Annotated in this window: 17 protein-coding genes; 11 read left to right on the top strand and 6 right to left on the bottom strand. The window is 74.7% G+C overall.

Annotated elements, in window-relative coordinates:
* Window positions 1-151 precede the first annotated feature (151 nt).
* Window positions 152-1,369, top strand: a complete 1,218-nt coding sequence (locus CELGI_RS09375) for an AI-2E family transporter (protein WP_013883885.1) — start codon at window positions 152-154, stop codon at window positions 1,367-1,369.
* Between the two features lie 3 nt (window positions 1,370-1,372).
* On the opposite strand, the gene CELGI_RS16510 is transcribed toward CELGI_RS09375, so the two are convergent.
* Both CELGI_RS16510 and CELGI_RS09365 read right to left on the bottom strand, forming a co-directional pair.
* Window positions 1,373-2,434 carry a DsbA family protein gene (locus CELGI_RS16510; RefSeq protein WP_013883884.1) on the bottom strand — a complete coding sequence of 354 codons (1,062 nt, stop codon included), beginning with the start codon at window positions 2,432-2,434 and terminating at the stop codon, window positions 1,373-1,375.
* 130 nt (window positions 2,435-2,564) lie between these two features.
* On the bottom strand, window positions 2,565-3,317 hold the full coding sequence (locus tag CELGI_RS09365; RefSeq protein ID WP_013883883.1) for a fructosamine kinase family protein: 753 nt from the start codon (window positions 3,315-3,317) through the stop codon (window positions 2,565-2,567).
* A 124-nt stretch (window positions 3,318-3,441) separates the two neighbouring features.
* Between CELGI_RS09365 and ald the strand changes: the two genes are divergently transcribed.
* Genes ald through CELGI_RS09340 form a run of 5 tightly spaced genes read left to right on the top strand, consistent with a single transcriptional unit; the run spans window position 3,442 to window position 9,658 of the window.
* Window positions 3,442-4,563 carry an alanine dehydrogenase gene (gene ald / locus CELGI_RS09360; RefSeq protein WP_013883882.1) on the top strand — a complete coding sequence of 374 codons (1,122 nt, stop codon included), beginning with the start codon at window positions 3,442-3,444 and terminating at the stop codon, window positions 4,561-4,563.
* Between the two features lie 52 nt (window positions 4,564-4,615).
* Window positions 4,616-5,704, top strand: a complete 1,089-nt coding sequence (locus CELGI_RS09355) for a lactate/malate family dehydrogenase (protein WP_013883881.1) — start codon at window positions 4,616-4,618, stop codon at window positions 5,702-5,704.
* A complete protein-coding gene (locus CELGI_RS09350; protein WP_041574167.1) occupies window positions 5,701-6,192 on the top strand; it encodes an ACT domain-containing protein in 492 nt (163 codons plus the stop codon). Before CELGI_RS09355 ends, CELGI_RS09350 begins: the two co-directional genes overlap by 4 nt.
* 29 nt (window positions 6,193-6,221) lie before the next feature.
* Window positions 6,222-8,306: a M3 family metallopeptidase gene (locus CELGI_RS09345; RefSeq protein WP_013883880.1), complete on the top strand. Its 2,085-nt coding sequence runs from the start codon at window positions 6,222-6,224 to the stop codon at window positions 8,304-8,306.
* A 20-nt stretch (window positions 8,307-8,326) separates the two neighbouring features.
* Window positions 8,327-9,658 (top strand): M20/M25/M40 family metallo-hydrolase, encoded by a 1,332-nt coding sequence (locus CELGI_RS09340; protein ID WP_013883879.1) that lies wholly within the window; start codon window positions 8,327-8,329, stop codon window positions 9,656-9,658.
* 2 nt (window positions 9,659-9,660) lie between these two features.
* Here the strand turns inward: CELGI_RS09340 and CELGI_RS09335 are convergent, their stop codons facing one another.
* Complete coding sequence (locus CELGI_RS09335) at window positions 9,661-9,897, bottom strand: DUF5703 family protein (protein WP_013883878.1); 237 nt, start codon at window positions 9,895-9,897, stop codon at window positions 9,661-9,663.
* Between the two features lie 143 nt (window positions 9,898-10,040).
* Between CELGI_RS09335 and CELGI_RS09330 the strand changes: the two genes are divergently transcribed.
* Window positions 10,041-10,424, top strand: coding sequence for a hypothetical protein (locus CELGI_RS09330; protein ID WP_013883877.1), 384 nt, complete (start codon window positions 10,041-10,043; stop codon window positions 10,422-10,424).
* Window positions 10,425-10,427: 3 nt separating this feature from the next.
* Here the strand turns inward: CELGI_RS09330 and CELGI_RS09325 are convergent, their stop codons facing one another.
* Window positions 10,428-11,393: an aldo/keto reductase gene (locus CELGI_RS09325; protein WP_013883876.1), complete on the bottom strand. Its 966-nt coding sequence runs from the start codon at window positions 11,391-11,393 to the stop codon at window positions 10,428-10,430.
* Between the two features lie 44 nt (window positions 11,394-11,437).
* Between CELGI_RS09325 and CELGI_RS09320 the strand changes: the two genes are divergently transcribed.
* Both CELGI_RS09320 and CELGI_RS09315 read left to right on the top strand, forming a co-directional pair.
* Window positions 11,438-12,328 (top strand): undecaprenyl-diphosphate phosphatase, encoded by an 891-nt coding sequence (locus CELGI_RS09320; RefSeq protein WP_041574602.1) that lies wholly within the window; start codon window positions 11,438-11,440, stop codon window positions 12,326-12,328.
* A gap of 84 nt (window positions 12,329-12,412) precedes the next feature.
* Window positions 12,413-13,732, top strand: a complete 1,320-nt coding sequence (locus tag CELGI_RS09315; RefSeq protein WP_013883874.1) for a hypothetical protein — start codon at window positions 12,413-12,415, stop codon at window positions 13,730-13,732.
* A 7-nt stretch (window positions 13,733-13,739) separates the two neighbouring features.
* Here CELGI_RS09315 and CELGI_RS16505 read toward each other — a convergent pair whose 3' ends face one another.
* Window positions 13,740-14,768 carry a magnesium and cobalt transport protein CorA gene (locus CELGI_RS16505; RefSeq protein WP_049785550.1) on the bottom strand — a complete coding sequence of 343 codons (1,029 nt, stop codon included), beginning with the start codon at window positions 14,766-14,768 and terminating at the stop codon, window positions 13,740-13,742.
* 71 nt (window positions 14,769-14,839) lie between these two features.
* Between CELGI_RS16505 and mshC the strand changes: the two genes are divergently transcribed.
* A complete protein-coding gene (gene mshC / locus CELGI_RS09305) occupies window positions 14,840-16,102 on the top strand; it encodes a cysteine--1-D-myo-inosityl 2-amino-2-deoxy-alpha-D-glucopyranoside ligase (RefSeq protein WP_013883872.1) in 1,263 nt (420 codons plus the stop codon).
* Window positions 16,103-16,106: 4 nt separating this feature from the next.
* Here the strand turns inward: mshC and CELGI_RS09300 are convergent, their stop codons facing one another.
* Window positions 16,107-16,967, bottom strand: a complete 861-nt coding sequence (locus tag CELGI_RS09300; protein ID WP_013883871.1) for a PAC2 family protein — start codon at window positions 16,965-16,967, stop codon at window positions 16,107-16,109.
* A gap of 92 nt (window positions 16,968-17,059) precedes the next feature.
* On the opposite strand from CELGI_RS09300, the gene CELGI_RS09295 reads away from it, so the two are divergent.
* Complete coding sequence (locus CELGI_RS09295) at window positions 17,060-17,752, top strand: HAD family hydrolase (RefSeq protein WP_013883870.1); 693 nt, start codon at window positions 17,060-17,062, stop codon at window positions 17,750-17,752.
* Window positions 17,753-17,754 lie beyond the last annotated feature (2 nt).

Below are 17,754 nucleotides of genomic sequence, written 5' to 3'. Positions count from 1 at the left end.
TGCGTCGGTGCGGCATGCATCCGGTCCCGGGGGCAGACTCGGGGGAGAGCCGGCCGCACCACGGGTGCGCGCCTGTGACCAGCGACGTCGTCGTGAGCCACGGCGGTCGTCGGGACCGAGGACGGGGCGTGCGCCCGGGACGGGGGACGTCATGACCGACGCGGGTGAGCGGACCGCCGCGCCGTACGTGCCGCCGCCGCGGCGCGTCGCCGGGGCGCGCCGCACCCCCGCCGGTCCCACCCCCGAGCACGACGCACCGCAGTGGCTGCGCATGTTCGCGGGTGTCTCGTGGCGCCTGATCGTGTGCGTGATCGCGGTCGGCCTGGTGTTCTACGCGACCGCGCAGGTCCAGCTGCTGTTCATCGCGGTGTTCCTGGGTCTGGTGTTCACCGCGGTGCTGCGACCGCTGGTGAACCTGCTCGGCAAGGTGCTGCCGCGGTTCGTCGCCACCGCGGTCGCGATCCTGGCGGGGTTCGTGTTCTTCGCGGGGCTGCTCACGTACGTGGGCATCTCCGTGGCCAACGAGTGGGAGGACCTGTCCGTCCAGTTCAGCGACGGACTCACGCAGATCACCGACTTCCTGGAGAGCGGCAAGCTGCCGTTCACGATCACCAGCGAGCAGATCGCCAGCTGGATCGGCGACGCGCAGCAGTGGGTGCAGGACCACGCGGGCGACCTGGTGGGGCAGGCCGCGGCGAGTGCCGGCTCGGTGGTCGAGGTGTTCACCGCGCTCGCCCTGGCCATCTTCTGCACGGTGTTCTTCCTGGCCCGCGGTGAGGAGATGTGGACCTGGTTCGTCAACCAGCTCCCGGCACGCGTCCGGCAGAGCTGGGTCGATGCGGGTGGCGCGGGCTGGTACACGTTCTCCGGCTACACGCGCGGCACGGTCATCATCGCGGTCACGGACGGGATGCTCGCGTTCGCGTTCCTCATGGTCCTGGGCGTGCCGCTGGCCGCGCCGCTCGCGGTGCTGGTGTTCATCGGCGCGTTCATCCCGCTCATCGGTGCGCCGTCCGCGATGGTGATCGCGATGGTCGTCGCGCTCGCGGCCAACGGCTTCTGGTCCGCCGTGACCGTCGGGGTGGGCATCGCGCTCATCGGCCAGTTCGAGGGGCACGTGCTGCAGCCCCTGGTCATGGGCAAGCAGGTCTCGATCCACCCCGTGGTGGTCGCGCTCGCGGTGACCACGGGCACGCTCACCGCCGGGATCCTGGGCGCGGTCGTCTCGGTGCCGCTCGTGGCGGTCGCGTGGGCCGTGTTCTCCCACCTGCGCACGGTCGACCCGCCGATGGGTGCCGACGCCGTGGACGACGAGGTCAAGCCGGTCGACGAGGTCGCGCACGTCGAGGACGGCGGCGCCACCACCTGACCTTCAGGACGTCGGCGTGGCGGTCGACTCCGGCGTGGGTGTCGGGTCCACGGTGCCCTCGGCGTCCAGCGACGTGAACACGTCGGTGAGGAACGCGGCGAACGCGTCCGGGTCCGCCAGGTCGCCCGTGTACGGGCGGCCGTCGATCAGCACCACGGGGGACGACGAGACCGCCCCGACCTGCGTGAACGGGACCGACTCGGCGGCGCGCGCGGTCACCTGACGCGCCCAGTCGGTGTACTCGTGATCGGTGATGCACGACGCGACGGCGGCGTCGGTCACGCCCGCGCCGGTCACCAGACCGACGAGCTCGTCGTCCGACAACCCGTCCGCGTCGAGCGTCGCGACCGCGGCCTCGAGCGCCGAGTGCACCGCGAGCACCGAGTCCGGGGCGTGCTGCGCGACGCACGCGACGGCGCCCGCGGCGCGCGCGGAGTAGTCACCCGACGTCGCGAGCGGCGTGGCGTCGTCGGCCGGTGCCTCGGTCGGTGCCGTGCTCGGGCCGGCGGACGGGGCGTCCGTGGGTCCGGCGGTGGCACTGGACGTCGGGGCGGGCGTCGGGATCGGCGTCTGCAGCACGTCCGCGCCGTCGAGCAGCGCGAGGGGATGGATCTCGAGCGTCGCGTACCCGCCCGTGACCCAGCTCTCCACCTGGGCGGCGTTCATCGACCAGAACGTCGCGGCCAGCGGGTCGCGGTAGTCGACGTACACCGTCACCGGCAGCACGCCGCTCGCGGCGTCGGACACGGTGGCCACGGGTGAGTCGTCCGGCCCGAGGGCCGCGGTGCGCGTCGCGGTCAGCGCGGTGCCGTCACCGGTGAGCAGGATGCCGTCCGAGGCCATGTTCGCCGGACCCGTCGCGTCCGCACGGGCACGCGCCTGCGCGGTCACGACGACGCCGCCGACGACGGCCGCGCACCCCACGACCGCGCCGACCCGCAGGCCCAGACGACGCAGCCGCGCCCGGCGGACCCGACGGGCGCGCTCGATCGCCGCGAGCCGGCGGTCGGCTGCGCGGCGCTCCTTGCGCGCGGCCTTGTTCTTCGCGGACCTGGCGTAGCTCATGGCGGTCGACCTGCTCCTCGGCGTCGAGCGGCCGCGGCGTGCTGCGCGGCCGTGGCAGTGATGGCAGCGCCACCCTGGCGCGCTCACCTGGGCGGACGCCGGGACTCACCTGGGAGCCGCGTGAGAACGATCAGGCGAGCGGCGCGAGCAGGCGGGCGAGCTGCGCCACGTACGGCCCGCCGAACAGCAGCGCGTGCACGCCCACGGGGAACACCTGGTGCACCGTGGTGCGCCGCTGCCACCCGGCGCGCAGCGGGTGCTCGTCCTGGTAGCCCCGCAGCACGTCGTCGAGGAACGGGAAGCCGAACAGCGCGAGCATCGCCAGGTCGGTCTCCCGGTGCCCGCCGTGCGCCGCGGGGTCGATCAGCGTGGCGCCGAGCGAGGTCCACAGCACGTTGCCCGCCCACAGGTCGCCGTGCAGGCGTGCGGGTGGCTCGTCGTCGTCCCACCGCCCGGCCTCGGCCTGGTCGGCGACGCGCGCGAGCGCATCGAGCGTCGCCTGCGGGACCACGCCGCGCAGCGCAGAGCCCAGGGGCCGCAGCCGCCCCTCGGCGAGCAGCTCGCCCCACCGGTCCCAGGACCCCGAGGCCAGCGGCAGCGGGTGGTCCAGCGGCCCGAACCAGCCGTCGCCCACCCACCCCGGCGCCGGGCTCCCGAACGCAGGAGCACCCGCCGCGTGCAGCCGCGCGAGCCCCCGCCCGAACGCGGCGGCGGCCGCACGCGTGGGCGGCACGGGCGTGAGGCGCTCGAGGTCCAGGTGGTCGTCGGCCGCGTCCAGCACCCGCACCACCGGGACGGCACCCGCCGCGCGCAACCACGCCAGACCCGCGGCCTCGCAGCGGAAGAACCCGGCGGGGGCGTCGGCACGCTGCTTGCGGAACACGGGGCGATCCTGCCCCTGCGCGCCGCGTCCCGCCGCGCGATGCTGTGCGCGTGGGTAGCCGCGACCCGGCGACCCGCGCACCGCACGGGCCCACCCCCGCCCGGCACGACGAACGGAGACGCCGATGATCGTCGCAGTGCCCAAGGAGACGAAGAACCGCGAGTACCGCGTCGCGCTCACCCCCGCGGGCGTGCATCACCTGGTCAGCGCAGGGCACCGCGTCCTGGTGGAGCGCGACGCGGGGACGGGTTCGGCGATCTCAGACGACGAGTACCGCGCCGCGGGCGCTCAGGTGGTGCCGGACGCGGCCACCGCGTGGGGTCAGGCGGACCTGGTGTGCAAGGTCAAGGAGCCGACGCCCGCCGAGTTCGCGCACCTGCGCGACGACCTGGTGCTGTTCACCTACCTGCACCTCGCCGCGGACCGGCCCGCGACCGACGCGCTCCTGGCCGCCGGGACCACCGCGATCGCCTACGAGACCGTGCAGCTGCCCGACGGCACGCTCCCGCTGCTGGCGCCGATGAGCGAGGTCGCGGGCCGCCTGGCCACGCAGGTGGGCGCCTACCACCTCATGCGCAACGAGGGTGGCGCGGGGCGTCTCCTCGGCGGCGTCCCCGGCGTGGACCCCGCGCGCGTCGTCGTGCTCGGCGCGGGCACCGTGGGGCGGCACGCCGCCGACATCGCGGTCGGCATGCGCGCCGACGTGACCGTGCTGGACCTGTCCATGACGCGCCTGCGCGAGCTCGACGCGCACTTCGGCGGGCGCGTGCGCACGCTCGCCTCCAACCAGTGGGTGCTCGAGGCCGAGGTCGCCGACGCGGACCTGGTGATCGGCGCCGTCCTGGTGCCCGGCGCGCGCGCCCCGAGCCTCGTGCCCGACGCGCTCGTCGCCCGCATGCGGCCGGGCTCCGTGCTCGTCGACGTCGCCGTGGACCAGGGTGGCTGCTTCGAGTCCACGCGTCCGACGACGCACGACGAGCCGACGTTCGTCGTCGAAGGGTGCGTCTTCTACTGCGTGGCGAACATGCCCGGCGCCGTCCCCGTGACCGCGACGCGCGCGCTGACCAACGTCACGCTGCCGTACGTGCACGCGCTCGCGGACCGCGGCTGGCGCGCCGCGGTCGCGGACGACCCGGCGCTCGCGGCGGGCCTGACCACGCAGGGCGGCCGCCTGGTGAGCGCGGCCGTCGCGGAGGCGCACGGGTTCTCGTCGATCAGCGTGGCGGATGCGCTCGCGGCCCGGTGAGCCCCTGACGTTCGTCACACGCACGCAACGCGGGCGTGCCTAGGCTCACGGCATGGACGTGGCGGTGCTGGGTGCGACAGGGGACGTGGGCCGGCAGGTCTGCACGCAGCTCGTGGAGCGGCGCGTGCTGCCGCCCACGTCCCGGCTGCAGCTCGTGGGTCGGCCCGACGGTCGCTCGGGCCGGGCCACGCACGGCCTCGCGGTGGACCTGGTGGACGCGTACGACGAGCATGCGCCGCTGCTCGACGTCGCGCTCGACCCGTCGGACGTGGTCGCCGACGTGGTCGTGGTCGCCGCGGGCCGCACCGCGGGCACCGAGCCGGGGGTCCCCGTGGACCGGCGCTCGCTCGCACGCGACAACGCGCGGGTCTTCACCGGCTACGCGGATGCGCTCGCGCGGCACGGGTCGGGCCGGGAGGTCGTGATCGTCGTGTCGAACCCGGTCGAGCTCGGAGTCGCGATCATGCAGCGCGCGCTGGGCCGGCACCGCGTGATCGGCATGGGCGCGTGGCTGGACACGTTGCGGTTCCGGCGCGAGATCGCCTCGGCGATCGGGGTGCGACGCCACCGCGTCTCGGGGTTCGCCGTCGGGCAGCACGGCGACGACCTGGTGCCGCTGTGGTCGACCGTGCGCATCGCGGGCCTGGACGTGGGCGAGCGTCGCTCGGCGGTCGCCCGCGTGCGCGGGGACCGGACCCTGGACTCCTACGACGACGAGATCGCGGCGGCCAAGACCGCGCTGTCCCGCACCGCGGTCGACGACATCGGAGCCGCGTTCTCGCTGGTCGACACGTGGCCACCGGACATCCGCGTGGCGGCGCGGCCCTGGATGACGCAGCAGAGCGGCGCCAAGACCGCGGCGGGCACGGCGAGCGCGACGATCGACCTCATCGAGACCGTGCTCGACGGCCGCGACATCGTGGTCGCGGGACAGGTCGCGCTCGACGGCGAGGTCGAGCTCGCGGGGGAGCCGGTGCGCGGCGTGCTGGGCGTGCCCGTGGTGCTGGGCCCCGAGGGGTGGACGCGCGTGCTCCTGCCGGACCTGGCGGACGACGAGGAGCGGCGCCTGGCCGCGGTCGCGGGCCGCATCGAGCGGGCGACGCGCCCGTGGCTGGACGAGACGACGGGGGACCTGCCGTGACGCCCGACCGCACCACCACCGCACCCGACGAGCGGTGGGTCACGTTCGTCCGGGGCACCAATCGCCCCGGCACGGTCGCCGCGGTCACCGCGGTGTTCGCGACACGCGGCATCAGCTTCGACTCGCTGGCCACGGGTGACGCCGACGACGAGGTGGGGCTCGTCGTCGTGACGTTCCGCACCACCGAGCGACGACAGCGCGAGCTGGTGCGCGCGGTGGACCGGCTCGCGGCCGTGTCCGGGGTCGTGGTCCGGCGGGCCGAGGACCTGGGCGTGCGCGCCGCAGGTGTGGTGCACGTGCCGCGCGGCGTCGCGTTCCGGCCGCCCGAGGAGGCGGCGGTGAGCTGGTCGGGCGATGCCGCGCAGGGACAGCCTGTGCTCGTCGAGGGTCCGCTCGTGGACGTCGAGCTCGTGGTCGACGCGGCGCGCGCCGCGGGCGCGACCAGCAGCGCGATCGTCATCCAGCCGCCCGAGCGGGTCACCGGGTAGCGCACCCGTGCGTGCGCGATGATGCGCGCATGAGCCGCACCACCCTCGACGCCGAGAACCCGTTCGCCGCACCGTCCACCCTGCCGTACGGGCTGCCCGACTACGCGCGCATCCGCACCGAGCACTACCTGCCCGCGATCGAGGCGGGCTTCGCCGAGCACCGGGCCCAGGTGGAGGCGATCGCGAGCGACCCCGCGGAGCCCACGGTCGAGAACACGCTGGTGGCGCTCGAGCGCGCGGGCCGACTGCTGCACCGCGTGCTCACGGCGTTCTTCAACCAGTCCAGCGCCGACTCCACACCGGAGCTCGATGCGATCGAGGAGACCGTGGCCCCGCAGCTCGCGGCGCACCTCGACGCGATCCACCTCGACGCTCGCCTGTTCGCGCGCCTCGAGTCGCTCGACGCGCAGGCGCGCTCGGGTGCGCTCACGCTCGAGCCCGACACGGCGTGGCTGCTGCACCGCGCGCTGACGAGGTTCGTGCGTGCGGGCGTCCGGCTCGACGCGGCCGCGCAGGACCGCCTGCGTGAGCTGAACGCCGAGATCACGCGTCTGCAGACCGTGTTCGGCCGCGAGGTGCTGGCCGCGCAGAACGAGGCGGCCGTGCTGGTGACCGACGAGGCCGAGCTCGACGGGCTGCCCGACGACGCGCGTGCGGCCGCCGCCCGTGCCGCCGCGGCACGCGGGCACGAGGGTGCGTGGCTCCTGGAGCTGCAGCTGCCCACGGGTCAGCCGCAGCTCACCACGCTGCGCGACCGCGGCGTGCGGGAGCGGCTGTTCCGGGCGTCGGCGTCCCGCGGGCTCGGCGGTGCGCACGACTCACGCGCGCTGCTGCTCGACCTGGCGCGCCTGCGCGCCGAACGGGCACAGCTGCTCGGCTACGAGCACCACGCGGACTACGTGGCCGCCGATGCCACCGCGGGCTCCGCGCGGGCCGTGGCCGACATCCTCGAGCGGCTCGCGCCCGCGGCCGTGGCCAACGCGCGCGCCGAGGCGGTCGAGCTCGCCGCCGCGCTGCAGCAGGACCACCCCGGCGCGACGCTCGAGCCGTGGGACTGGGCGTACTACGCCGAACAGGTCCGCGCGCGCGTGCGCTCGATCGACGAGACCGCGCTGCGCCCGTACCTCGAGCTCGAGCGCGTCCTGGCGGACGGGGTGTTCCGCGCCGCGACCGCGCTGTACGGGCTCACGTTCGCCGAGCGCCACGACCTGGTGGGCTACCACCCGGACGTGCGCGTGTTCGAGGTGTTCGACACCGACGGCAGCGGCCTGGGGCTGTTCCTCGCCGACTACTGGACGCGCGACGCCAAGCGCGGCGGCGCGTGGATGAACAACCTGGTGGACCAGTCGACGCTGCTGGGTGAGCCGCCCGTCGTCGTGAACAACCTCAACATCCCGAAGCCCCCGGACGGCGAGCCCACGCTCCTGGCGTGGGACGAGGTCATCACGTTGTTCCACGAGTTCGGGCACGCGCTGCACGGTCTGCTCTCGGCGGTGCGCTACCCGTCGCAGTCGGGCACCGAGGTGCCGCGGGACTTCGTGGAGTACCCGTCTCAGGTCAACGAGATCTGGGCGTGGGAGCCGTCGGTGGTGCAGGCGTTCGCGGTGCACCACGTGACGGGTGAGCCGATGCCGGCGCAGTGGGTGGACACGCTGCTCGCGGGGCGGCAGGACGGGGAGGGGTTCAAGACGACCGAGTACCTCGCGGCCGCGCTGCTGGACCAGGCCTGGTACCGGTTGGCGCCCGACGAGGTGCCCACCGACCCCGAGCAGGTCGAGCCGTTCGAGGCGGCCGCGCTGGCCGCCGCGGGCGTCGACTTCGCGCCCGTCCCGCCGCGGTACCGCAGCGCGTACTTCAACCACGTGTTCTCGTCGGGCTACTCGGCCGGGTACTACTCCTACATCTGGTCCGAGGTGCTGGACGCGGACACGGTCGAGTGGTTCCGCGAGAACGGCGGCCTGCGGCGCGAGAACGGTGACGCGTTCCGCACCCGCCTGCTCGCACGTGGCGGGTCGGTGGACCCGATGCAGGCGTTCCGCGACCTGCGCGGACGCGACCCGCAGATCGAGCCGCTCCTGGTGCGGCGAGGACTGACGGCCGCCACCGCGCCCTGACCCGCCGGTACGGTGGACGGATGTCCCAGCCAGCCGCCGCCACCGGTCCCACCGCCGCCGACGAGGTCGTCGACATCTGCCGCGACCTGATCCGCATCGACACGTCGAACTACGGCGACAACGAGGGCCCGGGGGAGCGCGCCGCGGCCGAGTACACCGCGGGACTGCTGAGCGACGTGGGCCTGGACCCGGTGCTGTACGAGTCGAGCCCGGGCCGGGCGAACGTCGTCGTCCGCCTGCCCGGGGCGGACCCGTCGCGGCCCGCGCTCGTGCTGCACGGCCACCTCGACGTGGTGCCCGCACGCGCCGAGGACTGGACCGTGGACCCGTTCGCCGGGCATGAGGACGAGACGCTGCTGTGGGGCCGCGGCGCGGTGGACATGAAGGACATGGACGCGATGATCCTGTCCGTCGTGCGGCAGATGGCCCGCGAGGGCCGGCGGCCCGCCCGGGACGTCGTCGTCGCGATGTTCGCCGACGAGGAGGCGGGCGGCACGTATGGGGCACGCTGGTCGGTGGACCACCGCCCGGAGCTGTTCGAGGGCGCGACCGAGGCGATCAGCGAGGTCGGGGGGTTCTCGGTCGAGGTGGGCGGGCGCCGTGCGTACCTGCTGCAGACCGCCGAGAAGGGGCTGTCCTGGCTGCGGCTGGTCGCGGGCGGCCGCGCGGGCCACGGCAGCCAGGTGACGCCCGACAACGCCGTGACGCACCTGGCCGAGGCGGTTGCGCGGATCGGCCGTCACTCCTGGCCGCTGCAGCTGACGCCCACGGTCCGGGCACTGCTCGAGGGCGTCGCTGACCTGACGGGCCTGCCGTTCGACGAGGAGGACGAGGCCGGCATCGACGCGCTCGTCGCGGCCCTGGGCTCGGCGGGCCGGTTCGTGGGCGCGACGCTGCGGCACACGAGCAACCCCTCGCAGCTGACCGCGGGCTACAAGGCGAACGTGATCCCGGGCGAGGCGGTCGGCGTGGTCGACGGGCGCTTCCTGCCCGGCCACGAGGACGAGTTCCGCGCCACGATCGCCGAGCTCGCCGGCCCGCACGTGCGGATCGAGCACGTCCACCACGACGTCGCGCTCGAGGCGCCCACGAGCGGTGCGCTGGTCGACGCGATGACGGATGCGCTGCTCGCGGAGGACCCGGGGGCCGCGGTGCTGCCGTACACGCTCTCGGGCGGCACCGACAACAAGTCGCTCTCGCTGCTCGGCATCACGGGCTACGGTTTCGCGCCGCTGCGCCTGCCCGCCGACCTCGACTTCGCGGGCATGTTCCACGGCGTCGACGAGCGCGTCTCGACCGACGCGCTGCGGTTCGGCACACGCGTGCTGGACCGGCTGCTCGCGACCTGCTGAGGTCAGTCGTCGAGCGTGCTGCGCACGCGCAGCACCTTGCGGCGCAGCCACACACGCCGCTCGCCACCCACGTAGACCACCGAGCGCGCGAGCTCCCAGCGGCCGTACTCGGCCTCCTCGGTGAGCATGCGACGTGCGTCGTTGCGGCTCGTGGAGCGCGGCAGCGTCAGGACCCGGTACTCGTACTGGCCGCCCTGGGCGACCCAGTCCTTGCGCCGCGTGCTCGTGCCCACCGTCATCCGCTCGCCTCTCCTCGTCCCGACGTGGCTGCTGACCTGGAGTGGCGACCATTGTGCACCGCGCGTCCGACACGGTCGCACGCTGCCGGTGCACGCGACCTCTGGCCCTGCCGGGGGCACCCGACGGGCGGTACGGTCGTCGCATGACCGTCGACCCCCGTGCCGCGCTGGACCGTCTGACCGCTGCGCTCGAGGCGCACTACCACGCCGTCGTCGCGCGTCAGGGCGAGGACGACCCGGCCGTCGACGACGCCTATGACGTCCTGGCCGACGCGTTCGAGGTCTACGACGACGCGCTGGGCACGGTGCACGGCGAGGCCACGCCGTTCTACCTCGCCGAGGAGGACGACGACGAGGACGACGAGGACTTCGACGACGCCGACGAGGACGAGGCCGACGAGGCCGACGACGACGAGTGGACGGACGAGGTCGAGGACGACGAGGCCGGTGAGGACGACGAGGCCGGTGAGGACGACGACGCGGGCGACGACGACGTCGACGTGCTCGAGGCCGAGGCGACCCGCTGAGCCTCAGAACCTCTCGGGGTAGCCGATCGCGGGTCGGCTGACGTCGTCGAGCGCCTGCGCGATCTCGTCGGGCAGCTCGAGGTCCACCGCGCCCAGGGCGCCGCGCAGCTGCGTGGCCGTGCGGGCGCCGACGATCGCCGACGCGACCTGCGTGCGGCGCGCGAGCCATGCGAGCGCGACCTCGAGCGGCTGCCGCTGCAGTCCGGCGGCCGCGAGCACGAGCGCGTCGACCACCGCCGCGCCGGCCGCGTCCAGGTACGGCCGGACGAAGCCGGCCAGGTGCGGCGAGGCCGCGCGCGAGTCCGCGGGGATGGTGCGGCGGTACTTGCCCGTGAGGACGCCCCGGCCCAGCGGCGACCACGCGAGCACGCCCACGCCCAGCGCACGCGCAGCCGGCACCACCTCGCGCTCGATCCCGCGCTGCAGCAGCGAGTACTCCGCCTCGACCGCGGCCAGCCCGATGCCGTCCTCGTCGAGCAGGCTCGCCAGCCGCGCCACCTGCCAGCCCGCGTGGTTGGCGACGCCCACGTAGCGCGCGCGGCCGCTGGACACCGCGAGCCGGAGCGCGGACGCGGTCTCCTCGAGCGGCGTGCGCGGGTCCGGGGACTGCACCAGGAACAGGTCCACGTGGTCGGTGGCCAGGCGCCGCAACGAGTCGTCGAGCGATGCGAGCAGCGCGCCGCGCGAGGCGTCGACCACCGCGCCGTCACCCGTGCGGCGCACACCCGCCTTGGTGCACAGCACCACGTCGGCCCGGTCGAAGCGCGTGCCGAGCAGGCTGCCCAGCAGCTCCTCGGCCCCGCCGTCGGCGTAGGAGGCCGCGGTGTCGACGAACGAGCCGCCCGCCTCGACCAGCTCGCGCAGCTGCTCGGCCGCGTCGTGCTCGTCGGTGTCCCGGCTCCAGGTCATGGTGCCCAGGCCCAGCCGGGACACGCGCAGGCCCGTGCGGCCGACGTGGCGATGCTCCATGGGGCGCAACCCTAGTCCGGCTATCGTGGCCGCCCGTGGCAGACATCAGTGCGTTCGACGCGATCGTCCTGGGACTCGTGCAGGGCCTGACCGAGTTCCTCCCCGTGTCCTCGTCGGCGCACCTGCGGATCGTCGGTGACCTGCTGGGCGGCGGTGATCCCGGGGCCGCGTTCACGGCGATCACGCAGCTCGGCACCGAGACGGCGGTGCTGCTGTACTTCCGCCGCGACATCAAGCGGATCGTGCTCGCGTGGTGGGCCGCGCTGCGCGGCACGTACGGCACGGACCTGCGCTCCCGACTCGGCGCGCCGCGTACGCAGCCGGTGGACCACGACGCGCTCATGGCCTGGTTCATCGCGCTCGGCAGCGTGCCGATCGTCGTGCTCGGCCTGGCCTTCCAGGACTCGATCGAGACGACGTTCCGCAACCTGTGGCTCGTGGCGCTCATGCTCGTGGTGTTCGCGCTGCTGCTGGGCTGGGCCGACCGCGTGGGCAGCAAGTCGCGTCCGCTGGACCTGCTCACTCCGCGCCACGCGCTGCAGTTCGGGCTGTGGCAGGCGCTCGCGCTCATCCCCGGGGTGTCGCGCTCGGGCGGCACCATCACGGGTGGTCTGCTCATGGGCTACACGCGCGAGGCCGCCGCGCGGTACTCGTTCCTGCTCGCGATCCCCGCGGTGTTCGGCTCGGGCCTCTACCAGCTGGTCGGGTCGGTCGGCGACTTCGGCGATCCCGGCACGCCCGCGCTCGGCGCGACCGTCCTCGCGACGCTCGTCGCGTTCTTCGTCGGCTACCTGGTGATCATCGCGTTCCTCAAGATCGTCTCGACGTTCAGCTACATGCCGTTCGTCTGGTACCGGCTGGGGCTCGCGGCCGTCGTCGTGCTGCTGCTCGTGACGGGAACGGTCGACGCCGTCCCGGCGACCGCGACCCCGTAGCCCGCGCGGCGGTTCTCACCCGTGACCTCGGGTGGGGCGGGCGCTACGCTCCGCCGGGACGGACGAACCGGACGAGGGGGAGCCATGCGACGTCATCTCGCGAGCATCGTGGCCGTCGTGCTGTGCCTCGCGCTGCTGCCCACCGCGGCGCAGGCGCGCCCGGCCGGTCCGGGTGCCGCGCCGGCGGGCACCGCGTGGGTGACCAGCGTGCTCCCCGCGGCCCCGGGCGTGCCCGCCTCGCCCCAGCACGTCGCGACGAGCGTGGCCGTGGGCGGCGACGGCTCGGTCGACATCGTGCGGGCGTCCGTCACGTCGTTCGGCGACGTCACGGCCACGTGGTCGGCGGTGCTGTACACGATGCGGCCCGGGGCGTCGACGGCCTCGGTCGCGCGCGTGTTCTCCTCGCGCAGCGCACGGAGCTTCCCGTTCGTGGTCGCCGGACGTGACGGCTCGGCCGCGGTGGTCCTGCCCGCGTCCAACGGCGCCCAGGTGCTGCGCCGGGCCGCGGGCCGTGCGACCTGGTCCCCGCTCACCAGCATCAAGGGGCTCGAGGCCGTCGACGCGGGCATCGCCAAGAACGGCACGCTGACCGTCGCCTGGGCCGACAACCGCTCGCTGTACGCGCGCGTCGCGGGCGCCGGCGCGGACTGGTCGCCGGTCCAGAAGCTCGTGACGGGCGTGACGAGCGGGCCGCTGCGCCAGGAGGAGTACAGCATCGTCGACCTCGCGGTCGACCCGTCCGGCGCGGCCTCGCTCGCATTCGTGCACAACGACCAGGCGAGCAGCGTTCCGACGAAGCGCGCGGTCGTCACCACCCGGGTCGCGGGCCGGACCACGTTCCCCTCGGTCCGGTCGTTCACCACGCTCACGTCGGGTGCCTCGCAGGTGAAGGTCGCCCAGGCCGCGGGCAAGTCGGTGGTCGCGTGGGGCCGGCAGTCCGGGCCCGGCGTGCTGGCACGCGTCAAGGCGTCCTCGACCGCCGCGTGGGGCGCCGCCTCGACCCTGTCGGGCTCGGGCGTGCTGCGCGGTCTGGTGGGCGCGTCGGGCGGGCGCGTGGACCTGGTCCTGGACGGCGGCGGCTTGCGGGCCCGCGCGCTGGGCTCCGGCTCGGACGCGACGTGGAGCAGCATGCGCCTGGTCGACGCCACCACGCGCGCGGGCGAGCTGGACCTGGTGCACCGCTCGCAGGCCGAACCGCTCGCGCTGTACTCGGTGTCCGGCAGCACGGGCGATCGGCAACGGCTCGCGCGGGCCCGCACCGACGGCACCGTGTGGGCCCCCGCGGACCTGCCCACGCCGTCGGCCATCACGTGGCCCGGGGCCATCGGCGGCTCCGGCACGGGGCATGCGGCCATGGTGCTCAGCCCGGCAGGCGGCTCCGTGGTCGTCGCCGTGTGGCGGTGAGCGCGCGTCAGAGCCAGCCCGAGCGGCGGAAAGCGCGGAACAGCGCGGCGCACGCAGCGGCCATCAGGACGAGCGCCATCGGGTAGCCGAGGACCCAGTCGAGCTCGGGCATGTGCCGGAAGTTCATGCCGTAGATGCCCGCGATCATCGTGGGGACCGTGATCATCGCGGCCCATGCGGAGATCTTGCGCATGTCCTCGTTCTGCCGGACCGAGACGCGTGACAGGTGCACCGTGAGCATCGCGTCCAGCAGGTCGTCGTGCGAGTCCAGGTGCGCGTCGATCCTGTCCGACCGTTCCCGGACGCGCCGGAGCCAGGTATCGGTCGACGCGTCGCCCGAACCGCGCCGACGGAGCAGTCCCGGTCCCGGGGCCGCCTGCGCCTCGGCCTCCAGCTCGGGCAGCGCGCTCGTCATCGGCCCGAGGGCGCGCCGGGCCTCGGCGATCTCGCGCTTGAGGCCGTAGATGAGCCCGAGCGGGTCGGCGCCCGGATCTCCCTCGGAGAAGACCACCTGCTCGGCCTGCGCGACCGCGTCACCCAGGGCCGCCTCGACCTCGCCGGCCCGGTTGACCAGGGTCAGCACGATCGCCGCGAGCACCTGACGCACGCCGCGGTCCGGCACGGGCAGGCCGTCGCACAGCTTCTCGGCAGCGCGGTCGAGCACACCGCCGTCGCCACGCTCGCACGCGAGGATCACGTCACCCGCGACCACGCACGTGAGCGCGCTCGTCGTGACGTCCCGCGTCGACTCGACGTAGGACACGGTCGGCATGGACAGCAGCAGCTCGCCGTCGTTGGACCTGTTGACCCGACCGCGCAGGTGCATGCCCCGCCCGTCGTTCGCGTCCGTGACCCGGACGTGCTGGTCCAGCATGCGCAGCGCCTGCGCGCTCACGCCGCGGGCCCGGGCCTCGTCGCGCAGCGCCTCCGGCGCGCTGAGCCGCACCCACGCGGGACCGGACGGCGGGACCTCGTCGGCCACGGCCCAGCCGTCGCCGCTCGGCACGTACACGGTCCGTCCGGGGTGCTGCGTCACGGCCCGATTGTGTCGCGGTCGTCACGCGGGCGCCGGGCGGACGGGGCCGACGCGCCGGATAGGCTGCGCTGGTGCTCACCTGGCCGGCCCCGCAGATCCCTGAGCTCCCCGGCCACGGCGGACCCGTCCGCGTGCACGACTCGTCGTCGGGTGAGCTCGTCGTCGCCGCACCCGGACCGACCGCGAGCCTCTACGTGTGCGGCATCACGCCCTACGACGCGACGCACCTGGGCCACGCGGCCACGTACGTCGCGTTCGACGTGCTGCACCGCGCCTGGCGCGACGAGGGCAAGACCGTGCGGCACGTCTCCAACGTCACCGACGTGGACGACCCGCTGCTCGAGCGCGCCGCCGCGACCGACGTCGACTGGCGTGAGCTGGCCGCCGACCAGATCGCGCTGTACAGCGAGGACATGACGGCGCTCGGCGTGGTCCCGCCCGACGTCTGGTCGGGCGTGGTCGAGTCCGTGCCCGCGATCGTCGCGGCCGTGCAGGCGCTGGTCGCCGCCGGTGCGGCGTACGCGGTCCCCGTTCCCGGCGGGCCCGGGCAGGACGTGTACGCCGACCTCGCCGTAGACGACGCGTTCGGGACCGTCGCGCACCTGGCACCCGAGGCGATGGCCGCGCTCTTCGCCGAGCGCGGCGGCGACCCCGACCGTGCCGGAAAGCGCCACGCGCTCGACCCGCTGCTGTGGCGCGCGGAGCGCCCGGGGGAGCCCTCCTGGGACGGTGGCTCGCTCGGCGCGGGCCGGCCGGGCTGGCACATCGAGTGCGCCGTGATCGCCCAGCAGGCGATCGGGGCGTCGTTCGACGTGGAGGGCGGCGGCAACGACCTGCTGTTCCCGCACCACGAGATGAGCACGTCGCACCTGCGGCTGCTCTCGCCCGGGGCGACCGGCGGCCGCGTGCACGTGCACGCCGGGATGGTGGGGCTCGACGGCGAGAAGATGAGCAAGTCGCGCGGCAACCTGGTGCTGGTCTCGGCGCTGCGTGCGGCGGGGGTGGAGCCCATGGCGATCCGCCTCGCGATCCTGGCGCACCACTACCGCGGTGACTGGGCCTGGACCGACGCGGGCCTCGTCGACGCGCAGCACCGGCTGGCGCGGTGGCGGCACGCGATGTCGGGCAACGGCGGCGTCGACGCCGAGCCGCTGCTCGCGCAGGTGCGCGCCGCGCTGGCCGAGGACCTGGACACGCCGCGTGCGCTCGCCGCGATGGACGACTGGGCGGCCCGGACCGTGCACGAGTCCGCCCGCGGTGGCGCCGGGTTCGTCGAGGGTGCGCCCGGCCTGGCCGCCCGCACGATCGACGCGCTGCTCGGCGTCCGGCTGTAGCGGCTCAGGCGCTGCCGGAGCCCTTGTCGCGGCGGCGCAGGTAGCGCTCGAACTCCTGCGCGATCGCCTCGCCCGAGGCCTCGGGCAGGTCGACCGTGTCCTTGGCCTCCTCGAGCTGGCGGACGTACTCGCCGATCTCGCCGTCCTCACCCGCGAGCTCGTCGACCCCCTGCTGCCACGCCGCGGCCTCGTCGGGCAGGTCGCCCATCGGGACGGGCTCGCCCAGGAGCTCCTCGATCCGGCGCAGCAGCGCGAGCGTCGCCTTGGGCGACGGCGGGTGGGCGACGTAGTGCGGCACCGCGGCCCACAGGCTCAGCGATGCGAGCCCGCGCGCGTGGGCCTCGTGCTGCAGCACGCCGACGATGCCCGTGGGCCCCTCGTACGTGCTCGCCTCGAGGCCGAGCTGCTCGCGCGTGGGGGCGTGCTCGGACGTCGCGGTGACCGGGATGGGCCGGGAGTGGGGCACGTCGGCGAGCAGCGCACCCACCGTGACGACCGCCGCGACGTCGAGCGACGCCGCGATGTCCAGCACCTCCTGGCAGTAGCGACGCCAGCGCATCGACGGCTCGATGCCGTGCACCAGGATCACGCGCCGCCCCGAGCGGGGTGCGGTCGCCACCGCCACGGCGGTGGTCGGCCAGGTGATCTCCCGAGAGCCGTCCGCGGTGAGACCCACGTGCGGGCGGTTCACCTGGAAGTCGTGGTACTCCTCGGGGTCGAGCTCGTCGACCTGCTCGGCCCCCCAGACGTCGTGCAGGTGCTCCAGCGCATGTGTCGCGGCGGCGCCCGCGTCGTTCCACCCCTCGAACGCGGCGAGCAGGACCGGGCGGTCGGGCGTCAGCTCGTGGCTCGGCTCGGCAGTCATCTGCCCAGGGTAGGGCGCGGGCGCAGGGGCGGCCCTGTGCGCGCCGTAGGGTGACCGGACCGCCCACCCACTTCACCCGGGAGACGCCCGTCGTGCCGACCGACCCCCACGAGCCCCGCACCCTGGCCGCCGTGCTGTTCGACATGGACGGCACGCTGATCGACTCCGAACCGCTCTGGATGGCCGCGGAGATGGCGCTGACCGGCAGGTTCGGTGTGCCGTGGACCGCCGCTGACGCCGCCGCGATGGTCGGTTCGTCGATGACGACGTCGGCCGGGATCCTGCAGGCGCACGGCGTGGACCTGCCCGTCCCGCAGATCGTCGACGAGCTCACCGCGCACGTCGCGGCAGCGGTCGCGCAGGAGGTCCCGTGGCAGCCCGGGGCCCGCGAGCTGCTCACGGAGGTGCGGGCCGCGGGCGTGCCCGTGGCGCTCGTGACGTCGTCCTACCGGGTCCTGGCCGAACCGTTCGTGCGGGCCGCGGGCGGCTTCGACGCGGTCGTCGTGGGCGACGAGGTCGCGCGGCCGAAGCCCGACCCCGAGCCGTACCTGGCCGCGGCCCGCGCGCTCGATGTGCCCGTGCAGCGCTGCGTCGCGCTCGAGGACTCGCGCTCGGGCACGGCGTCCGCGCTCGCGTCGGGTGCCCGGACCGTCGTGGTCGAGGGCGTGCAGCCGGTCGAGGACCGGCCCGGGCTCAGCCGCGTGAGCACCCTGCGCAGGGTCTCGCTCGCCGTCCTCGAGCAGGTGGCGCGCGGGCGCACGCTCACGCTCGACGCGACCGCCTGACC

The organism is Cellulomonas gilvus ATCC 13127 (assembly GCF_000218545.1).
Taxonomy (GTDB): domain Bacteria; phylum Actinomycetota; class Actinomycetes; order Actinomycetales; family Cellulomonadaceae; genus Cellulomonas; species Cellulomonas gilvus.
This window is presented reverse-complemented; position numbering and strand designations above follow the sequence as displayed.

Excerpts from the sequence above, each read along its gene's own strand:
- CELGI_RS09355 (WP_013883881.1), top strand. The coding sequence starts at position 4,616 with ATGGACGTGGCGGTGCTGGGTGCGACAGGGGACGTGGGCCGGCAGGTC.
- CELGI_RS09375 (WP_013883885.1), top strand. The coding sequence starts at position 152 with ATGACCGACGCGGGTGAGCGGACCGCCGCGCCGTACGTGCCGCCGCCG.
- CELGI_RS09345 (WP_013883880.1), top strand. The coding sequence starts at position 6,222 with ATGAGCCGCACCACCCTCGACGCCGAGAACCCGTTCGCCGCACCGTCC.
- CELGI_RS09335 (WP_013883878.1), bottom strand. The coding sequence starts at position 9,897 with ATGACGGTGGGCACGAGCACGCGGCGCAAGGACTGGGTCGCCCAGGGC.
- CELGI_RS09315 (WP_013883874.1), top strand. The coding sequence starts at position 12,413 with ATGCGACGTCATCTCGCGAGCATCGTGGCCGTCGTGCTGTGCCTCGCG.
- CELGI_RS09340 (WP_013883879.1), top strand. The coding sequence starts at position 8,327 with ATGTCCCAGCCAGCCGCCGCCACCGGTCCCACCGCCGCCGACGAGGTC.
- ald (WP_013883882.1), top strand. The coding sequence starts at position 3,442 with ATGATCGTCGCAGTGCCCAAGGAGACGAAGAACCGCGAGTACCGCGTC.
- CELGI_RS09325 (WP_013883876.1), bottom strand. The coding sequence starts at position 11,393 with ATGGAGCATCGCCACGTCGGCCGCACGGGCCTGCGCGTGTCCCGGCTG.
- CELGI_RS09300 (WP_013883871.1), bottom strand. The coding sequence starts at position 16,967 with ATGACTGCCGAGCCGAGCCACGAGCTGACGCCCGACCGCCCGGTCCTG.
- CELGI_RS16510 (WP_013883884.1), bottom strand. The coding sequence starts at position 2,434 with ATGAGCTACGCCAGGTCCGCGAAGAACAAGGCCGCGCGCAAGGAGCGC.
- CELGI_RS09330 (WP_013883877.1), top strand. The coding sequence starts at position 10,041 with ATGACCGTCGACCCCCGTGCCGCGCTGGACCGTCTGACCGCTGCGCTC.